Annotated in this window: 13 protein-coding genes; all 13 read left to right on the top strand. The window is 69.1% G+C overall.

From position 1 onward, the window contains the following. The first annotated feature begins 230 nt into the window (after positions 1–230). The 13 genes from ACR68M_RS11885 to ACR68M_RS11825 all read left to right on the top strand — a co-directional run bounded on the left by ACR68M_RS11885 (position 231) and on the right by ACR68M_RS11825 (position 18,909). Positions 231–2,729 carry a SpoIIE family protein phosphatase gene (locus tag ACR68M_RS11885; RefSeq protein WP_441250426.1) on the top strand — a complete coding sequence of 833 codons (2,499 nt, stop codon included), beginning with the start codon at positions 231–233 and terminating at the stop codon, positions 2,727–2,729. A gap of 132 nt (positions 2,730–2,861) precedes the next feature. Then, positions 2,862–4,601: an ABC transporter family substrate-binding protein gene (locus ACR68M_RS11880; RefSeq protein ID WP_441250425.1), complete on the top strand. Its 1,740-nt coding sequence runs from the start codon at positions 2,862–2,864 to the stop codon at positions 4,599–4,601. A 268-nt stretch (positions 4,602–4,869) separates the two neighbouring features. Next, positions 4,870–6,738, top strand: coding sequence for a translational GTPase TypA (gene typA, locus ACR68M_RS11875; RefSeq protein ID WP_441250424.1), 1,869 nt, complete (start codon positions 4,870–4,872; stop codon positions 6,736–6,738). A gap of 430 nt (positions 6,739–7,168) precedes the next feature. Continuing rightward, positions 7,169–8,803, top strand: coding sequence for a peptide ABC transporter substrate-binding protein (locus tag ACR68M_RS11870; protein WP_441250423.1), 1,635 nt, complete (start codon positions 7,169–7,171; stop codon positions 8,801–8,803). A gap of 135 nt (positions 8,804–8,938) precedes the next feature. After that, the gene (locus tag ACR68M_RS11865) at positions 8,939–9,865 is read left to right on the top strand and encodes an ABC transporter permease (protein WP_441250422.1); all 927 of its coding nucleotides are present in this window, start codon (positions 8,939–8,941) and stop codon (positions 9,863–9,865) included. Further along, positions 9,858–10,790, top strand: a complete 933-nt coding sequence (locus tag ACR68M_RS11860) for an ABC transporter permease (RefSeq protein WP_441250421.1) — start codon at positions 9,858–9,860, stop codon at positions 10,788–10,790. Before ACR68M_RS11865 ends, ACR68M_RS11860 begins: the two co-directional genes overlap by 8 nt. Positions 10,791–10,807: 17 nt before the next feature. Next, a complete protein-coding gene (locus ACR68M_RS11855) occupies positions 10,808–11,857 on the top strand; it encodes an ABC transporter ATP-binding protein (RefSeq protein ID WP_441250420.1) in 1,050 nt (349 codons plus the stop codon). Then, the gene (locus tag ACR68M_RS11850) at positions 11,850–12,896 is read left to right on the top strand and encodes an ABC transporter ATP-binding protein (RefSeq protein ID WP_441250419.1); all 1,047 of its coding nucleotides are present in this window, start codon (positions 11,850–11,852) and stop codon (positions 12,894–12,896) included. Before ACR68M_RS11855 ends, ACR68M_RS11850 begins: the two co-directional genes overlap by 8 nt. Positions 12,897–13,057: 161 nt before the next feature. Then, on the top strand, positions 13,058–14,695 hold the full coding sequence (locus ACR68M_RS11845; protein ID WP_441250418.1) for a peptide ABC transporter substrate-binding protein: 1,638 nt from the start codon (positions 13,058–13,060) through the stop codon (positions 14,693–14,695). A 66-nt stretch (positions 14,696–14,761) separates the two neighbouring features. Next, entirely contained in the window at positions 14,762–15,685 is a 924-nt protein-coding gene (locus ACR68M_RS11840; protein WP_441250417.1) for an ABC transporter permease, read from the top strand. After that, complete coding sequence (locus tag ACR68M_RS11835; protein ID WP_441250416.1) at positions 15,678–16,706, top strand: ABC transporter permease; 1,029 nt, start codon at positions 15,678–15,680, stop codon at positions 16,704–16,706. The genes ACR68M_RS11840 and ACR68M_RS11835 overlap by 8 nt, the downstream gene beginning before the upstream one ends. A gap of 15 nt (positions 16,707–16,721) precedes the next feature. Next, complete coding sequence (locus ACR68M_RS11830; RefSeq protein WP_441250415.1) at positions 16,722–17,786, top strand: ABC transporter ATP-binding protein; 1,065 nt, start codon at positions 16,722–16,724, stop codon at positions 17,784–17,786. Next, a complete protein-coding gene (locus ACR68M_RS11825; RefSeq protein ID WP_441250414.1) occupies positions 17,776–18,909 on the top strand; it encodes an ABC transporter ATP-binding protein in 1,134 nt (377 codons plus the stop codon). The genes ACR68M_RS11830 and ACR68M_RS11825 overlap by 11 nt, the downstream gene beginning before the upstream one ends. Positions 18,910–19,016: the final 107 nt, after the last annotated feature.

Raw genomic sequence — 19,016 nt, 5'->3', positions numbered from 1 at the left:
GGACCGGGTAAGGACCTCCGGAGGGACAGCCCGATTCGATGTTGTGATGTAAGGGACGTGTGCGCCTGCGCTCCGATGATGAATACTCGGTCTTCTCGACATCCGGATGGGCGCGGGTTGGAGGGGTCGGTCCGTTGAACAGCATCCCGGCGTGGAGTGTGCCGAACGGCAGCGGTCATGCCGCCGTACCCGGGCAACCTGGGCCGGCACAGCCACAGCCAGACTTCGCCGTGCCGGGCCCCGCGCGGGCGCCGCAGGCCGACGGTGACCTCCCCGGCGGCTGGGGGTACGGGCAGCCCGGTTCGATCTACGACTACATCCGGGTCGCCACCTTCGCGCTCGGCTCCGACGGGCTGATCAGCCAGTGGAGCAGCCGGGCCGCCGAGTTCTTCGGCGTGCCCGCGACCGAGGCGGTCGGCGCCGACCCGGTCACCGCCTTCGTGCCGCGCGAGCTCTGGCAGCGCGGCCGGGCCCGGCTGGAGCGCATCCTCGCGGGCGAGGAGTGGATCGGCACCGCGCCCTACCGCGACGCCGAGGGCGCCGAGGGCCTCGCCGAGCTGTACGCCATGCCGGACACCGGCACCCCGGGCGCCGCCGGCGCGACCTGCCTCGCCGTCGACCTCGGGCGGCTGCGCCGGATCGAGACCGACCTCGCCGCCTCGGAGGCCGTCTTCGGGCAGACCCCGACCGGCTTCTTCCTCTTCGACCTCGACCTGCGGCTGCAGCGGGTCAACGACGCGTTCGCCGTCGGAATGGGCCTGCCCAGGGCCGAGTTCGAGGGCCTGACGCCGTACGACCTCTTCCTGACCGGCGAGGCCGAGCGGCTCAGCCTCGCCCTGCGCAAGGTGCTCGCGAGCGGCGAGCCGATGCTCGACCTGCGCTTCACCGGCGCCGTCCCCCGGCCCGTCGGCGGGCTCGCCCCCGGCCGGGGCGAGCCGCTGCGCGAGGGCGTCCGCCGCTGGGCGATCTCGCTCTACCGGCTGAACAGCTCGGCCGGGCACCCGATGGGCGTCGCCGGCCAGGTGCTGGACGTCACCAGCCGCCACGTCGCCGAGCGCGAGGCGGCGGGGGTGCGGCGCAGCCTGGCCCTGCTCAACGAGGCCAGCACGCACATCGGCTCCACCCTCGACCTGGAGACCACCGCCAAGGAGCTGCTCGACGTCATCGTCCCGCAGTTCTGCGACGTCGCGACGGTCGACCTCTACAGCGCCCTGCTCAGCGGCGACTCCGGCCCGATGTCGGCCGCGCCCGGCCAGGGCGACGGCTCCGGCGAGCTGCGCCGCGTCGCCGTCTCCAGCGTGGTCGGCGGTGCCTCCAGCGTGCTTGCGGCCGAGGGGTCCGTACCCGTCGCCGAGGCCGGTGGCACGCTCTGCTATCCGCGCCGCTCCCCGCACGCCCGCGCGCTGCGCACCGGCCGCAGCGTCGTCCCGCAGCCGGGCCCCGACCCGCTGCTGCGCTCGACCCTGGTGGTGCCGCTGGTCGCCCGCGACCAGGTGCTCGGGCTCGTCCAGCTCTCCCGGGCGATCGGCAGCGAGCCGTTCGACGCGCGGGACGTCGCGATCGCCGAGGAGCTCGTCGCCCGCGCCGCCGTCTGCGTCGACAACGCCCGGCTCTACCGCCGCGAGCACGAGCGCGCCCTGATCCTCCAGCGCAGCCTGCTGCCCCCGGGCAACCCGGCCGCCACCGGCCTGGAGATCGCCCGCCGCTACCTGCCCAGCAACAACAACACCGAGGTCGGCGGCGACTGGTTCGACGTCATCCCGCTGCCCGGCAGCCGTACCGCGCTGGTGATCGGCGACGTGATGGGCCGCGGCCTGCGCGCCGCCGTCGCGATGGGCCAGCTGCGCACCGCCGTCCGCACCCTCGCCATGCTCGAACTCGACCCGGCCGAGGTGCTCACCGCCCTCGACGAGATCGCCCGGGGCCTCGGCGGCGACACCAACTCGCCCGGCGAGGAGTACGAGCTCTACCTCGCGACCTGCGTGTACGCCGTCTACGACGCCGTCACCCAGCGCTGCGTCTTCGCCAACGCGGGCCACCTGCCGCCCGCCCTGCTCGGCCCCGGCGAGCCCGCCCGGATGCTCGACGTGCCGCCGGGCCTGCCGCTCGGCGTCGGCGGCGAGCCCTTCGAGGAGGTCGAGATCGAGCTCCCGGACGACGCGGTGCTCGCCCTCTACACCGACGGCCTGGTCGAATCCCGCAAGCACCAGCTGGACGACGGCCTGCGGGCCTTCCGGACGGCCCTCTCGAACGGCTCCAAGCAGCTGGAGCAGCTCTGCGACGAGGTGCTCGACGAGCTCATCCCGCACCACGGCGAGGACGACATCGCCCTGCTGATGGCCAAGGTCCAGCCCCTCCCCGAGGACGCGGTGGGGGACTGGCGCCTGCCGTCCGAGCCCACCTCCGTCTCCAAGGCCCGCGAGCTCGCCTGCGGCTGGCTCCTGGTACGCGGGCTGGACGAACTGGTCGACACCACCGAACTCCTGGTCAGCGAGCTGGTCACCAACGCCCTCCGGCACGGCCACGGCGAGATCCGGCTCCGCCTCCTGCGCGACCGCACGATGGTCTGCGAGGTCTGGGACGACGGCTACGCCCAGCCCAGACAGCGCCGCGCCCAGGAGACCGACGAAGGCGGCCGGGGCCTCCAGCTCGTCAGCCTGCTGGCCGAACGCTGGGGCAGCCGCCGCACCCCCAACGGCAAGATCGTCTGGTTCGAACTCACCCTCTGACGCCGGTTGCTCCGGGTGGGTAGTCCTGTGGCCGCTGCCCGCCGTGTCACCCCCGGTGGGCAGCTGCGGTGGCGTTCAGTGGTCAACCGGCCCTATTTTCGGGTCGGCTGACCAACCGACGGAGGACAGCGCATGCGCGCCAGCCAGGTCACCGCCGCGGCCCTCGCCCTGCTGCTCGCGGGTGCTCTCACCGCCTGTTCGGAGCAGGCCGCCCCCACTCGGGCGGCCTCCGACATCACCGCCGCCGACCGCTCCGGGATGCAGGACGGCGGCACCCTCCGCTGGGCCCTCGACACCGTCCCCACCACCCTCAACGTCTTCCAGCCCGAGGCCACCGCCGACTCCGAGCTGCTCGCCGAGGCCGTCCTGCCGGTGCTGTTCCGGAGGGACGAGCACGCCCACCCGGACGCCGACCCCGCGTACCTGGCCGCCGCCGAGTCGACCCCGGACGGCCGGAGCCCGCAGACCGTCACCTACCGGCTCAACCCGTCGGCGGTCTGGAGCGACGGCACCCCCCTCTCGGCCGCCGACTTCGTGGCCCAGTGGCACGCCCTCTCCGGCGCAGACCCGGCCTTCCACGGCGAGCACCCCGCCGGGTACGCGGCGATCGCGGCCGTCGCCCAGGGAGCCGACCCGCACCAGGTCAAGGTCACCTTCAAGCAGCCGTACGCCGACTGGCAGGCCCTCTTCAGCCCGCTCTACCCGGCCGCCGTGACGAGCACCCCGGCCGCCTTCAACCAGCCGCTGGCCGCCGCCTTCCACACCTCGGCCGGCCCGTTCGCCGTCCGGGCGTACGACGCGGCGAGCGGCAGGGTGAGCCTCGCCCGCAACCCCCGCTGGTGGGGCGACCGCGCGAAGGCCGAGGCGATCGACTTCCTGGCCACCCCGGCCGCCGCCCGGCTCGACGCGCTGGAGCACGGCAAGCTCGACATCGCGGCCCTCACCACCGCCGTCGACCGCGCGCAGGCCGCGGCGGGCGGCGCAGCCGCCGCCCCGCCGGACGCCGCCGCGCTGGCCCAGGCCTCCGCCCAGGCGCTCAAGCGCGCGGAGTCCCTCCCGGGGCTCACCCTGCACCGGGCCCCCGCCGCCGCCTTCACCCAGCTGACCCTGAACGCCGACCGGGGCCCGCTCGCCGACCTCGCCGTCCGCCAGGCCGTCGCCCACGCGGTCGACCGGGGCAAGGCGGCGGCCGCCGCGCTCGGCCCGCTCGGCCTCCCGGCCGAACCGCTCGGCAACCACCTGCTGATGGCGGGGCAGGAGGGCTACCGGGACAACAGCGCCGCCGCCGGGGCGGACTCCGCCGCCACCCTGCTCGACCGGGCCGGCTGGCGGCAGAGCGGGAGCACCCGGAGCAAGGACGGCAAGGAGCTCACCCTCGGCCTGCTGGTGCCGGATGGCTCCGTCACCGCCGAGCGCACCGCCGAGGCCCTGACCGCGAGCCTGGCCGCCGTCGGCGTCACGCTGCGCCCGCAGGCCGTCCCCTTCGAGGCCTTCGTCAACGACCACCTCGCGACCGGCGACTACGACCTGGCCCTGTTCTCCTGGCCGGCCGCCACCCATCCGGCCGACGAGGAGCGCCCCCGCTATGCCAAGCCCCGGCCGGGCACCGACGGCATCCCGGTGGTCGGCCGCAACTACGCCCGGACGGGCACCGAGGAGATCGACCAGCTCTTCGACCGCGCCGCCGCCACCCTCGACCCGGCCGCCCGGCTGGCGCTGCTCCAGCAGGCCGACGCCCGGATCTGGCAGCTGGCGCACTCCGTCCCGCTCTACCAGCGCCCTGATCTGGTGGCCGTCCGCAGCACGGTGGCGGGGGCCGGGGCCTTCGGTTTCACGACCCCGCGATTCGCCGACATCGGCTTCCGCAGCTAGCCGGGCCGGGGGGCTCCGCCGACCCCGCAAAATTGTGATCTTGAGCGCACCCGCCCGTCCGGACCTGCCCGTTTCTGCCCCTCTGGGATGTTCCCCGTACGATAGGAGGAAGCCGTGGCATGTAGTGCCCGGCGGGTGGACCGGTAGTAGCAGGCGGAACGGGTGGTGGCGATCAACACGGATCGCAAGTCGCCCGCGGCGAAGACGCTGATCAACGCTGAACGCAGCCGGGCGCCGAAACCCACGATTCCGGGAGAGTCCGCTCAGCATGCCCACGCGCAATGACATCCGCAACGTTGCCATCGTCGCCCACGTCGACCACGGCAAGACCACTCTGGTCGACGCCATGCTGAAGCAGGCCGGCGCCTTCGCTGCCCACCAGCACCTCGACGACCGAATGATGGACTCGAACGACCTGGAGCGCGAGAAGGGCATCACCATTCTCGCGAAGAACACGGCCGTCAAGTACCACCCGAAGGAGGGTGGCGCTCCGATCACGATCAACATCATCGACACCCCCGGCCACGCCGACTTCGGTGGCGAGGTCGAGCGCGGTCTCTCGATGGTGGACGCGGTCGTCCTCCTCGTCGACGCCTCCGAGGGTCCGCTGCCGCAGACCCGCTTCGTGCTCCGCAAGGCCCTGACCGCCAAGCTGCCGGTCATCCTCTGCATCAACAAGACCGACCGTCCGGACTCCCGGATCGACGAGGTCATCAACGAGACGTACGACCTCTTCCTGGACCTGGACGCCACCGAGGACCAGATCGAGTTCCCGATCGTCTACGCCTGTGCGCGTGACGGCGTCGCCTCGATGACCAAGCCCGAGAACGGCACCGTGCCGCCGGACAGCGACTCGCTGGAGCCGTTCTTCTCGACGATCCTCGCGCACGTCCCGGCCCCGACCTACGAGGAGGACGCGCCGCTCCAGGCCCACGTCACCAACCTCGACGCCGACAACTTCCTCGGCCGCATCGCGCTCTGCCGTGTCGAGCAGGGCGAGCTGCGCAAGGGCCAGCAGGTCGCGTGGATGAAGCGTGACGGTTCGGTCCAGCAGGTCAAGATCACCGAGCTGCTGATGACCGAGGCGCTCACCCGCAAGCCGGCCGAGGTCGCGGGCCCCGGTGACATCTGTGCCGTCGCCGGTATCCCCGACATCATGATCGGTGAGACCCTCGCCGACCTCGAGAACCCGATCGCGCTGCCGCTGATCACGGTCGACGAGCCGGCCATCTCCATGGTCATCGGCACCAACACCTCGCCGCTGGTCGGCAAGGGCGGCAAGGGCCACAAGGTCACCGCCCGCATGGTGAAGGACCGCCTGGACCGCGAGCTGGTCGGTAACGTCTCGCTCCGCGTGCTGCCGACCGAGCGTCCGGACGCCTGGGAGGTCCAGGGCCGTGGCGAGCTGGCGCTGGCCATCCTGGTCGAGACCATGCGCCGGGAGCTCTTCGAGCTGACCGTCGGCAAGCCGCAGGTCGTCACCAAGGTCATCAACGGCAAGACCCACGAGCCGGTCGAGCGGATGACCATCGACAGCCCCGAGGAGTACCTCGGCGCCATCACCCAGCTGATGGCGACCCGCAAGGGCCGCATGGAGACCATGACGAACCACGGCTCCGGCTGGGTCCGCATGGAGTTCATCGTCCCGTCGCGTGGCCTGATCGGCTTCCGTACGCAGTTCCTGACCGACACCCGTGGCACGGGTATCGCGCACTCCATCTTCGAGGGCCACGAGCCGTGGTTCGGCGAGCTCCGGATGCGCAACAACGGCTCGCTGGTGGCCGACCGCGCCGGTGTCGTGACGCCGTTCGCGATGATGGGGATCCAGGAGCGCGGCACGCTCTTCGTGGAGCCCACCACCGAGGTGTACGAGGGCATGATCGTCGGCGAGAACTCGCGCCAGGACGACATGGACATCAACATCACCAAGGAGAAGAAGCTCACCAACATGCGTGCCGCTTCCTCCGACACCACCGAGAACCTGGTGCCGCCGCGCAAGCTCTCGCTCGAGCAGAGCCTCGAGTTCTGCCGCGAGGACGAGTGCATCGAGGTGACCCCGGAGACGGTGCGCATCCGCAAGCTCGTCCTGGACCAGAAGGAGCGCGGCCGCACGGCCTCGCGCGCCAAGAAGAACTGACGCAGCACCCTTCGGCGCCGGCCGGCGTCCCTCCCCTTCGGGAGGGCGCCGGCCGGCGCTTTTTCGTGGGCGACGCACGTCACGCTCCGCTGTCAACGCGCGTAGTGAGCTGACGGGCCGTTGTCCGGTTATCGGACGTGACCGCCCGTCATGCATGGCAACTGTCCGTTTAGTACCTGTCTGCGTATGTCTTGAATGTCCGTTTTCTGGCATCCGAGTGTCTTTCATGTGACCAAATTGAGATCGGTAATGGTCGGGTTCGTATCCGAGAGTGACCGATAGTGGGTGAAGTCGAGCTCGGGTCAAGGGTTACGCGCAGGGGTGCGCGCCGGAACCTCGGGCGAGGAAGCACCGGCAGGTCTCGGCGCCGACGCCGGCCACACAGCACGGTGCTCTCCACGTTTGCAACACGGATTCAGGAGGCACACCCATGCGCGGTGCCAGCCAGGCCAAGTGGGTCGTCGCAGCAGTTGCGGTCGCCCTCGCCGCTACCGCCTGCGGGAGCAGCACGTCCAGCAGCGGTGGTTCGAGTGGCGGCGCGGTCAACGCGCAGGGCACGTTCAGCTACCAGAGCGCCGAGCCGCAGAACCCGCTGCAGCCCGCCAACGCCATGGAGAACCAGGGCGGCCGCGTCATCAAGCAGCTCTTCAAGGGCCTGGTCGACTACGACCCCACCACCTCGAAGCTGCGCAACCAGGTCGCCGACAAGATCGAGACGACCGACGCCCAGCACTACACGGTCACGCTGAAGACCGGCTGGACCTTCCACGACGGCACGCCCGTCACCGCGAAGTCCTTCGTCGACGCGTGGAACTGGTCGGCGAACGTCAAGAACAACCAGATCAACTCCGACTGGTTCTCCGACATCGCGGGCTACGACGCCGTCCACCCGGACAAGGGCGAGCCGACCGCGAAGGAGATGTCCGGCCTCAAGGTCGTCGACGACACCCACTTCACCATCGCGCTGACCGGCCCGGTCTCGTACTTCCAGTACAAGCTCGGCTACACGGCCTTCTCGCCGCTCCCGACCGCGTTCTACACGGACCCGGCGAAGTTCGGCCAGAACCCGATCGGCAACGGCCCGTACAAGTTCGTCTCCTGGGAGCACAACAAGGCCATCACGCTGGCCGCCTACGACAAGTACACGGGTGTCGACAAGGCGAAGAACGGCGGGATCGTCTTCAAGAACTACACCCAGGCCGAGGCCGCCTACAAGGACCTGGTCTCCGACAACCTGGACGTGCTGGACCAGGTCGACCCGAGCGACCTGGCCTCCTACAAGTCCGACCTGGGCGACCGCGCCGTCGACCAGGCCCAGGGCGCCATCCAGAACATCTCCTTCGCGATGTACCAGCCGCAGTGGCAGGGCGTCGACAAGGCGAAGGTCCGTCAGGGCCTCTCGATGGCGATCGACCGCGCCACCATCACCAAGACGGTGCTGAACGGCTCGCGCCAGGCGGCCGACTCCTGGGTCGCCCCGGGTGCCATGGGCTACAAGGCGAACTCCTGCGGTGAGTTCTGCACCTACGACCCGGCCAAGGCCAAGCAGCTCGTGACCGAGGGCGGCGGCGTCCCGAACAACAAGCTGACCATCGTCTACAACTCGGACGGCGGCCACAAGGAGTGGGTGGACGCGGTCTGCAACTCCATCCGCCAGGCCACCGGCGTGGAGTGCGTCGGCGACCCGAAGCCGGACTTCAAGACCGCGCGCGACATCATCAAGAAGAAGCAGGTCAGCAGCATGATGCGGACCGGCTGGGTGCAGGACTACCCCCTGAACGCCAACTTCCTGCGTGACGTCTACGGCACCGGCGCCGCCGCCAACGACGCGGGCTACTCCAACCCGGAGTTCGACAAGCTCGCCGCCGAGGCGGACAAGGCGACCTCGGTCGAGAAGACCGCGGACCTCTACCAGCAGGCCGAGGCCCAGCTGGCCAAGGACATGCCGGCCATCCCGCTCTGGTACTACAAGACCACCGCGGGCTACTCGAACAACGTCCAGAGCGTGAAGTACGACTCGTTCGGCGACCCGGTGTTCTCGCAGGTCGAGGTCAAGCAGAAGTAATCAGGTCGGCACCGCACGGCTTGAACCGATACGGCCGGTGCCCCTCCCCGCCTCACGAGGGCGGGGCAGGCACCGGCCGTTGTCACGCCCTCTGACTCGGGATCACAGCCCGTCAGAGCTTTGGATGGAGGCACGATGGGGCGCTTTGTCGCGAGGCGACTGCTCCAAATGATCCCGGTCTTCCTGGGAACGGTCACCCTGATCTTCTTCATGGTGCACGTCCTGCCGGGCGACCCGGTCGCCGCGATGTGGGGCGACAAGGCAGCGGACCCGGCGCAGATCGCTGCGTTCAAGCACGAGCGGGGCCTGGACCAGCCGCTGATCCAGCAGTACTTCACGTACCTGGGCCACCTGTTCACCGGTGACTTCGGCAAGGCGATGGACGGCCGCCCGGTCCTCGACAAGATCGAGGCCGCCTTCCCGGTGACGATGCGCCTCGCCATGATGGCCTTCGCCATCGAGGTGGTGCTCGGTGTGACGATCGGTCTGTTCGCCGGCCTGCGCCGCGGCAAGACCTTCGACAAGTCGACCCTGGTGCTGACGCTGCTGCTGATCTCCATCCCGGTGCCGGTGCTGGGCTTCATCTTCCAGAACGTCTTCGCCATCCAGCTGAAGTGGGTCACGCCCACCGTGCAGGACTCGATGGACATGAGCCAGCTGATCCTGCCCGCCTTCGTGCTGGGCTCGCTGTCGCTCGCGTACGTCGCCCGGCTCACCCGGACCTCGATAGCCGAGAACATCAAGGCCGACTACATGCGCACGGCCGTCGCCAAGGGCCTGCCGAAGCGCAAGGTCATCGGCACGCACCTGCTGCGCAACTCGATGATCCCGGTGGTCACCTTCCTCGGCACCGACCTGGGCGCCCTGATGGGCGGCGCGATCGTCACCGAGGGCATCTTCAACGTCAAGGGCGTCGGCTTCGAGCTCTACCACGCCATCAACCTGAAGGAAGGCGCCACCGTCTCCGGCTTCGTTGTCGTGCTGGTGCTCGTCTACCTCGCCGCCAGCCTGATCGTCGACCTGCTCTACGCGGTCCTGGACCCGAGGATTCGGTATGCCTGACGTGCTCGAGAAGACCCCCGCGGCCCCGGCCGCCCTCGCGGCCAAGTCGGAGACGCCGGAGAAGCCCCGCAGCCTCGGCTCGGACGCCTGGCAGGACCTGCGCACCCGCCCGATCTTCATCCTGTCCTCGCTGCTGATCCTGCTGCTGATCGCCTTCGCGATCGTGCCGAGCCTGTTCACCTCGGTCGACCCGCGCGCCGGTGACCTCCAGCACCACTTCCTGACCAAGCCGAACTACACGCACCTCTTCCAGGCGGACTGGTTCGGCTACGACGGCCAGGGCCGCTCGATCTACGCCCGGATCATCTACGGCGCCCGCGCCTCGGTCGTCGTCGGCATCTGCGTCACGGCCGGCGTGACGATCCTCGGCGGCATCACCGGCATGGTGGCCGGCTACTTCGGCGGCTGGGTCGACACCCTGATCTCCCGGGTGACCGACATCTTCTTCGGCATCCCGCTGCTGCTCGGCGCCCTGGTGGTGCTCAACGCCTTCAGCTCGCGCACCGTCTGGAGCGTCGTCTTCGCGCTGGTCGTGCTCGGCTGGACGCAGATGACCCGCGTGATGCGTGGCTCGGTCATCACCGTCAAGCAGGCCGACTACGTCACCGCCGCCAAGGCGCTGGGCGCGGGCACCGGCCGGATCATGCTCAAGCACATCCTGCCGAACGCGATCGCCCCGGTGATCGTCGTCGCGACCATCGCGCTGGGCGGCTACATCGCCACCGAGGCGACGCTGAGCTTCCTCGGCATCGGTCTCCAGGACCCGACCATCTCCTGGGGCATCGACATCAACTCGGCCCAGAAGGTCATCCGCACCGCGCCGTTCGCGCTGTTCTTCCCGGCGGGGGCGCTCAGCCTCACGGTGCTGGCCTTCATCATGCTCGGCGACGCCGTGCGTGACGCCCTCGACCCGAAGCTGCGCTGAGAGAGAGGCGACGCACCATGACCACAGTGACCGAGAAGCCCGTACAGACCGACCGCCTCACCCCCGGCACCCCGCTGCTGGAGGTCCGGGACCTGCACGTCGAGTTCAAGACCCGGGACGGCATCGCCAAGGCCGTCAACGGCGTCAACTACTCCGTCAGCGCCGGTGAGACGCTCGCCGTGCTCGGCGAGTCCGGCTCCGGCAAGTCCGTCACCGCGCAGACCATCATGGGCATCCTGGACATGCCCCCGGGCCGGATCGCCTCGGGCGAGATCCTCTTCCGGGGCCAGGACATGCTCAAGATGTCCAACGAGGAGCGCCGGCAGATCCGTGGCCGGAAGATCGCGATGATCTTCCAGGACGCGCTCTCCTCCCTCAACCCGGTGCTCAGCGTGGGCTACCAGCTCGGCGAGATGTTCCGGGTGCACCAGGGCGCTTCCCGCAAGGAGGCGAAGGCCAAGGCGATCGAGCTGATGGACCGGGTGCGCATCCCGGCCGCCGCGCAGCGGGTGGGGGACTACCCGCACCAGTTCTCGGGCGGTATGCGTCAGCGGATCATGATCGCGATGGCGCTGGCCCTGGAGCCGGATCTGATCATCGCGGACGAGCCCACCACGGCTCTGGACGTCACCGTCCAGGCGCAGGTGATGGATCTGCTGGCGGAGCTCCAGGCCGAGTACCACATGGGTCTGATCCTGATCACCCACGACCTCGGCGTGGTCGCCGACGTCGCGGACAAGATCGCCGTCATGTACGCCGGCCGGATCGTCGAGACCGCCCCCGTGCACGAGCTCTACGCCAACCCGGCGCACCCGTACACCAAGGGCCTGCTCCGCTCGATCCCGCGCCTGGACCAGAAGGGCGAGGAGCTCTACGCGATCAAGGGCCTGCCGCCGAACCTCCTGAAGGTCCCGGCCGGCTGCGCCTTCAACCCGCGCTGCGACTTCGCCACCGACCTGTGCCGCACCGAGATCCCCGCACTGCACCAGGTCACCGACAAGGACGGCGCCGAGCGCGCCGGCCGCCGCAGTGCCTGCCACCTCTGGAAGGAGACCCTCCATGGCTGAGCAGCCCATCCTTGAGGTCAAGGACCTGGTCAAGCACTACCCGCTGAGCCAGGGCGTCCTCTTCAAGAAGCAGATCGGCGCCGTCAAGGCCGTCGACGGCATCAGCTTCGAGCTGATGAAGGGCGAGACCCTCGGCATCGTCGGCGAGTCCGGCTGCGGCAAGTCGACGCTCGCCAAGGTGCTGATGAACCTGGAGCGCGCCACCTCCGGCCAGGTGCTCTACAAGGGCGAGGACATCTCCAAGCTCTCGGGCGCCGCGCTGAAGGCCGTCCGCCGCAACATCCAGATGGTCTTCCAGGACCCGTACACCTCGCTCAACCCCCGCATGACGGTGGGTGACATCATCGGCGAGCCGTACGAGATCCACCCCGAGGTCGCGCCGAAGGGCGACCGCCGCAAGGCGGTGCAGGACCTGCTGGACGTCGTGGGCCTCAACCCGGAGTACATCAACCGGTACCCGCACCAGTTCTCCGGCGGCCAGCGCCAGCGGATCGGCATCGCCCGGGGCCTGGCGCTCAAGCCCGAGGTCATCATCTGCGACGAGCCCGTCTCGGCCCTGGACGTCTCCGTCCAGGCGCAGGTGATCAACCTGCTGGAGCAGCTCCAGACGGACTTCGAGCTGTCGTACATGTTCATCGCGCACGACCTCTCCATCGTCCGCCACATCTCCGACCGGGTCGGCGTGATGTACCTCGGCAAGATGGTCGAGATCGGCACCGACGAGCAGATCTACGAGCACGCCACCCACCCGTACACCCAGGCACTGCTCTCCGCCGTGCCGGTGCCGGACCCGACGGCGCGCGAGACCCGCGACCGGATCGTCCTCTCCGGGGACATCCCCTCGCCCGCCAACCCGCCGTCCGGCTGCCGCTTCCGCACCCGCTGCTGGAAGGCCGAGGCGCGCTGCTCGGAGGAGCTGCCGCTGCTCGCGGTGCCCTCGCTGCTGAGTGGCCCGGCCGCGCACGAGTCGGCGTGTCATTTCGCGGCGGAGCGCGAGATCGGGCAGAGCGCCGAGGTGCGGGTTCCGGCCACGGCCTGACCCTCCCTCAACCAGTCGGAAACCTGTCGGACCCACAGCTGACGAGCTGTGGGTCCGATGGCGTTTCAGCGGACACCCATCCGGCGGTACAGCGGTCGCGCCGCCGTGGTGGGGCGCTTCTCATGGGGTGTGATGCGTTACACATCCCGAGGAGGAGTTCCATGCCTGCAGCCGTCCGAGTGCGCTGGGCCGTGATCGTGGCGACATCCGTGGCCCTGGTGGCCACCGGGTGCAGCAGTAGTAAGAGCAGCAGCGGCGGTGGCGGCGGGAATGCCGGCGGCATTGTCCAGGCATGGTGGGGTGATCCGCAGAACCCGCTCGAGCCCGTGAACACCAACGAGGTGAACGGTGGGGCGGTGCTCAACATGATCTTCACGGGCCTGGTCGCCTACGACCCCAAGACCAGCAAGCCCAGCAACGCCAACGCCGACTCGATCACCTCGGCCGACCAGCAGAACTGGACGGTCAAGCTGAAGCCGGGCTGGAAGTTCAGCGACGGCACGGTGGTGACCGCGAACTCCTACGTGGACGCCTGGAACTACGGCGCGCTCTCCACCAACAAGCAGCTCAACAGCAGCTTCTTCCAGTACATCCAGGGCTACACCGACGTCGCGCCGTCCTCGGGCAGCCCCAAGGCCCAGACCATGTCGGGCCTCAAGGTCGTCGACGACAACACCTTCACCGTCGCGCTGACCCAGAAGTTCTCCACCTGGCCGGCGACGCTGGGCTACTCGTCGTACTACCCGGTGCCCAAGTCCTTCTTCTCCGACCACGCGGCCTACCTCAACAAGCCGGTCGGCAACGGGCCGTACGAGATCACCTCCTGGACGCGCAGCCAGAAGATGCAGCTGCGGCCGTTCGCGGACTACAGCGGCGACCAGAAGGCCAAGAACGGCGGCGTCGACCTCAAGGTCTACACCGACACCAACGCCGCCTACGCCGACCTCCAGGCGGGCAACCTGGACGTCGACAACGGCATCCCGAACAGCGCCCTGAAGACCATCCAGACCGACCTCAACAACCGGTACCTGAACACCCCCGCCGGCATCATCCAGACCATCTCCTTCCCGCTGTACCAGCCGCAGTGGAGCACCGACGGCGCCAAGCTCGTCCGCCAGGGGCTCTCGATGGCGATCGACCGGCCCACCATCACCAAGGTCGTCTTCAACGACACCCGCACCCCGGCCACGGACTGGACCTCGCCGGTGCTCGGCGCGTCCGGCGGTTACAAGGAGGGCCTCTGCGGTGCGGAGTGCACCTTCAACGCGGACAAGGCCAAGCAGCTGATCCAGCAGGGCGGCGGGATCCCCGGCGGGCAGCTGACCATCAGCTACAACGCCGACGGCCCGCACAAGGAGTGGGTCGACGCGGCCTGCAACAGCATCAACAACGTCATGGGTGACACCAAGGCGTGCGTCGGCCGCCCGGTGGGCACCTTCGCGGACTTCCGCAACCAGGTCACCTCCAAGCAGATGACCGGCGCCTTCCGTACCGGCTGGCAGATGGACTACCCGCTGATCCAGGACTTCCTGCAGCCGCTGTACTTCACCAACGCCTCGTCGAACGACTCGCACTACAGCAACCCGCAGTTCGACGACCTGGTGAGCAAGGCCAACGCCAACCCCGACCAGGCGGCTGCCGTCGGCCAGTTCCAGGACGCCGAGAAGCTGCTGGTCACCGACATGCCGGTGATCCCGCTCTGGTACCAGAACGGCACCGTCGGCTGGTCCTCGAAGGTCTCGAACGTGCTGCTCAACCCGTTCAGCGTCCCGGTCTACAACGAGATCACCGTCAAGTAGTCGGCGGCGGCGGCTGGGCCCGGCGGGTCCGGCCGCCGCCCTTCCGGCGGCCCCCTGGAGGTTCGCATGGGACGCTACGTCATCAGACGCCTGCTCCAGATGATCCCGGTGTTCATCGGGAGCACCTTCCTCATCTTCGTCATGGTCCACGCGCTCGGTGACCCGGTGAACGCGCTCTTCGGGGACAAGGCCCCGGACCCGGTCATCGCGGCGCAGATCCGCGAACAGTACAACCTGAACGACCCGCTCTGGCTCCAGTACCTCAAGTACATGGGCAAGCTGTTCACCTGGGACTTCGGAAACACCTTCAGCGGCCAGTCGGTCACCTCGCTGCTGGCCATCGCCTACCCGGCGACGATCAAGCTCACCGCGGTCGCCTTCGCCATCGAGGTGGTCTTCGGCATCGGGTTCGGCCTGATCAGCGGGCTTCGCCGCGGCGGGATCTCGGACAACAGCGTGCTGATCCTCACCCTGATCGTCATCTCCATCCCGACCTTCGTCACCGGCTACGTCCTCCAGTACCTGCTGGGGGTGAAGTGGGGCTGGTTCCCCGCGACGGCCGGCGAGGACCTGACCATCGACTCGCTGATCATGCCGGGCGTGGTGCTGGCCTCGGTCTCGCTCGCGTACGTCGCCCGGCTCACCCGGACGACCGTCGCTGAGAACTCGAAGGCCGACTACGTGCGCACGGCCACGGCCAAGGGTCTGCCGCGCCGCCGGGTCGTGATCAACCACCTGCTGCGCAACTCGCTGATCCCGGTCGTCACCTTCCTCGGTACCGACCTGGGCGCCCTGATGGGCGGTGCGCTGGTCACCGAGCGGATCTTCAACATCCACGGCGTGGGGTTCTACCTCTACCAGGGGATCGTCCGTCAGAACACCAACACCGTGGTCGGGTTCGTGACCATCCTGGTCATCGTCTACCTGGCGGCCAACCTGCTCGTCGACCTGCTCTACGCGGTCCTGGACCCGAGGATCCGGTATGCCTGACCAGGAAAGATACAACGAGTCGGACCCACTGGCGGAGGCCGGCACCGGTGACGAGGAGATGCCGAGTGCCGTCGAGAACCGCACCATGGACCTCGGCACCATGGAAGCCCAGACTTTAATCAAGTCGGAGCGGTTGCAGGACCACCCGGAGACCCCGGCCGTGGACGAGCGGGTCGAGGCGCGCAGCCTCTGGCAGGACGCGTGGCGTGACCTGCGCCGCAACCCGATCTTCATCATCTCCGGGCTGCTGATCATCTTCCTGGTCGTCATGTCGATCTGGCCCGGCCTGTTCACCTCGACGGACCCGCTCAAGTGCGATCTGTCGAAGGCCCAGCAGGGCGCCGAGTCGGGGCATCCGTTCGGCTTCGACAACCAGGGCTGCGACGTCTACTCCCGTACGGTCCACGGCGCGCGTGCCTCCATCACCGTGGGCGTCTGTGCCACGGCCGGCGCCGCCCTGACCGGCACCGTGCTGGGCGGCCTGGCGGGGTTCTTCGGCGGCTGGGCCGACTCGGTCATCTCGCGGGTCGCGGATGTCTTCTTCGGCATCCCGATCCTGCTGGGCGGTCTGGTCTTCCTCTCGGTGATCCCGAGCCGGTCGATCTGGATCGTGGTGGCGTTCATCGTGGTGCTCGGCTGGCCGCAGCTCGCCCGTATCGGCAGAGGCGCCGTCATCACGGCCAAACAGCAGGACTACGTCACGGCGGCGCGGGCGCTCGGCGCCGGCAACCCCAGGCTGATGCTGCGGCACATCCTGCCCAACGCGGTCGCGCCGATCATCGTCGTCGCCACCATCGCGCTCGGCACGTACATCTCCCTGGAGGCCACGCTGAGCTTCCTCGGGGTGGGGCTCAAGCCGCCGACGGTCTCCTGGGGCATCGACATCTCCTCGGCCGCCGGCACCTTCCGCAACGCGCCCCACATGCTGCTCTACCCGGCAGGGGCGCTCAGCATCACCGTGCTGGCGTTCATCATGCTCGGCGACGCCGTCCGCGACGCCCTCGACCCCAAGCTGCGCTGAGAGAGGGCCAACGACATGAGTACCAGTCTGAGCAGCGCATCGGCCGGCCATCGGGAGGCCACCGCCGACTCCCAGGACGCGCCGCTGCTCGAAGTCCGTGACCTGCACGTGGAGTTCCGCACCCGGGACGGCATCGCCAAGGCTGTCAACGGGGTCGACTACTCCGTCCGGGCCGGTGAGACGCTCGCCGTGCTCGGCGAGTCCGGCTCGGGGAAGTCCGTCACGGCGCAGGCGATCATGGGCATCCTGGACAGCCCGCCCGGCCACATCACCGGGGGGGAGATCGTCTTCAAGGGGCGCGACCTGCTCAAGCTGGGCACCGAGGAGCGGCGGAAGGTCCGCGGCGCCCAGATGGCGATGATCTTCCAGGACGCGCTCTCCTCCCTCAACCCCGTGCACAGCGTCGGCACGCAGCTCGGCGAGATGTTCCGGGTGCACAAGGGTGCCTCCCGCAAGGAGGCGAAGGCCAAGGCGATCGAGCTGATGGACCGGGTGCGCATCCCGGCGGCCGCGCAGCGGGTGGGGGACTACCCGCACCAGTTCTCGGGCGGTATGCGTCAGCGGATCATGATCGCGATGGCGCTGGCCCTGGAGCCGGATCTGATCATCGCGGACGAGCCCACCACGGCTCTGGACGTCACTGTCCAGGCGCAGGTGATGGATCTGCTGGCGGAGCTCCAGGCCGAGTACCACATGGGTCTGATCCTGATCACCCACGACCTCGGCGTGGTCGCCGACGTCGCGGACAAGATCGCCGTCATGTACGCCGGCCGAATCGTCGAGACCGCCCCCGTGCACGAGCTCTACGCCCGCCCCGCGCACCCGTACACCCGAGGGCTGCTGGACTCCATCCCCCGCCTGGACCAGAAGGGCGAGGAGCTCTACGCGATCAAGGGCCTGCCGCCCAACCTGCTGCGGATCCCGCCGGGTTGTGCCTTCAACCCCCGCTGCCCGCGGGCCCAGGACATCTGCCGGCAGGAGATCCCCCAGCTCTTCAAGGTCAGCGAGGCCGACGGGGCCGAGCTGCCTGGGCGGGGCAGCGCCTGCTTCTTCTGGAAGGAGACCCTCCATGGCGAGTAACGGAGCCAGCCCGCTGGGCGCCGCCGTGCCGGAGGAGACCGCGTTCGCGAAGGAGGTGGCGCGCGGTGAGCCGATTCTCGAAGTCCGCGACCTGGTCAAGCACTTCCCGCTGACGCAGGGGATCGTCTTCAGGAAGCAGGTCGGTGCGGTCAAGGCCGTGGACGGTGTCTCCTTCGACCTCGTCCAGGGGGAGACGCTCGGCATCGTCGGCGAGTCCGGCTGCGGCAAGTCGACGCTCGCCAAGGTGCTGATGAACCTGGAGCCGGCGACGAGCGGCTCGGTGAGGTACAAGGGCGAGGAGATCTCGAAGCTGTCGGGTGCTGCGCTGAAGGCCGTCCGCCGCAACATCCAGATGGTCTTCCAGGACCCGTACACCTCGCTCAACCCCCGCATGACGGTGGGCGACATCATCGGCGAGCCGTACGAGATCCACCCCGAGGTCGCGCCGAAGGGCGAGCGCCGCAAGGCGGTGCAGGACCTGCTCGATGTGGTCGGGCTGAACCCGGAGTACATCAACCGGTACCCGCACCAGTTCTCCGGCGGCCAGCGCCAGCGCATCGGCATCGCCCGCGGCCTGGCGCTCAAGCCGGAGATCATCATCTGCGACGAGCCCGTCTCGGCCCTGGACGTCTCGGTGCAGGCCCAGGTGATCAACCTGCTGGAGCAGCTGCAGAACGAGTTCAACCTCTCGTACATGTTCATCGCGCACGACCTCTCCATCGTCCGCCACATCTCCGACCGGGTCGGCGTGATGTACCTCGGCAAGATGGTCGAGATCGGTACCGACCTGGAGATCTACGAGCACGCCACCCACCCGTACACCCAGGCACTGCTCTCCGCCGTGCCCGTCCCGGACCCGAGGGCGCGCGACGCCAGGGACCGGATCGTGCTGGAGGGTGACGTACCCTCGCCCGCCAAGCCGCCGTCCGGCTGCCGCTTCCGCACCCGCTGCTGGAAGGCCCAGGAGAAGTGCGCAGCGGAGGAGCCCTTGCTGACCATCCGTTCGTGGGTGCAGGGGCTGGCGGCGCACGACTCGGCGTGCCACTTCGCGGAGGAGCGCGAGATCGAGCTGACCGCCGAGCAGCGCGCCGCCCAGGCCGAGGCCCAGCGCGAGAAGGAGTAGAGCGAGGGCGGTAGGAAGCCGAGCATGTACATGGAGGGGGAGTGGGGAAATGCCCGACTCTCCCTCCATTTGGCTGACGAAATCCCATGTGTCGTATCAATGGATCG

This window comes from Kitasatospora sp. McL0602, from assembly GCF_052076145.1.
In the GTDB taxonomy this organism is placed as follows: Bacteria; Actinomycetota; Actinomycetes; order Streptomycetales; family Streptomycetaceae; genus Kitasatospora.
The sequence above is the reverse complement of the archived record's forward strand: the minus strand, read 5'-3'. Positions and strand labels throughout refer to the sequence as shown.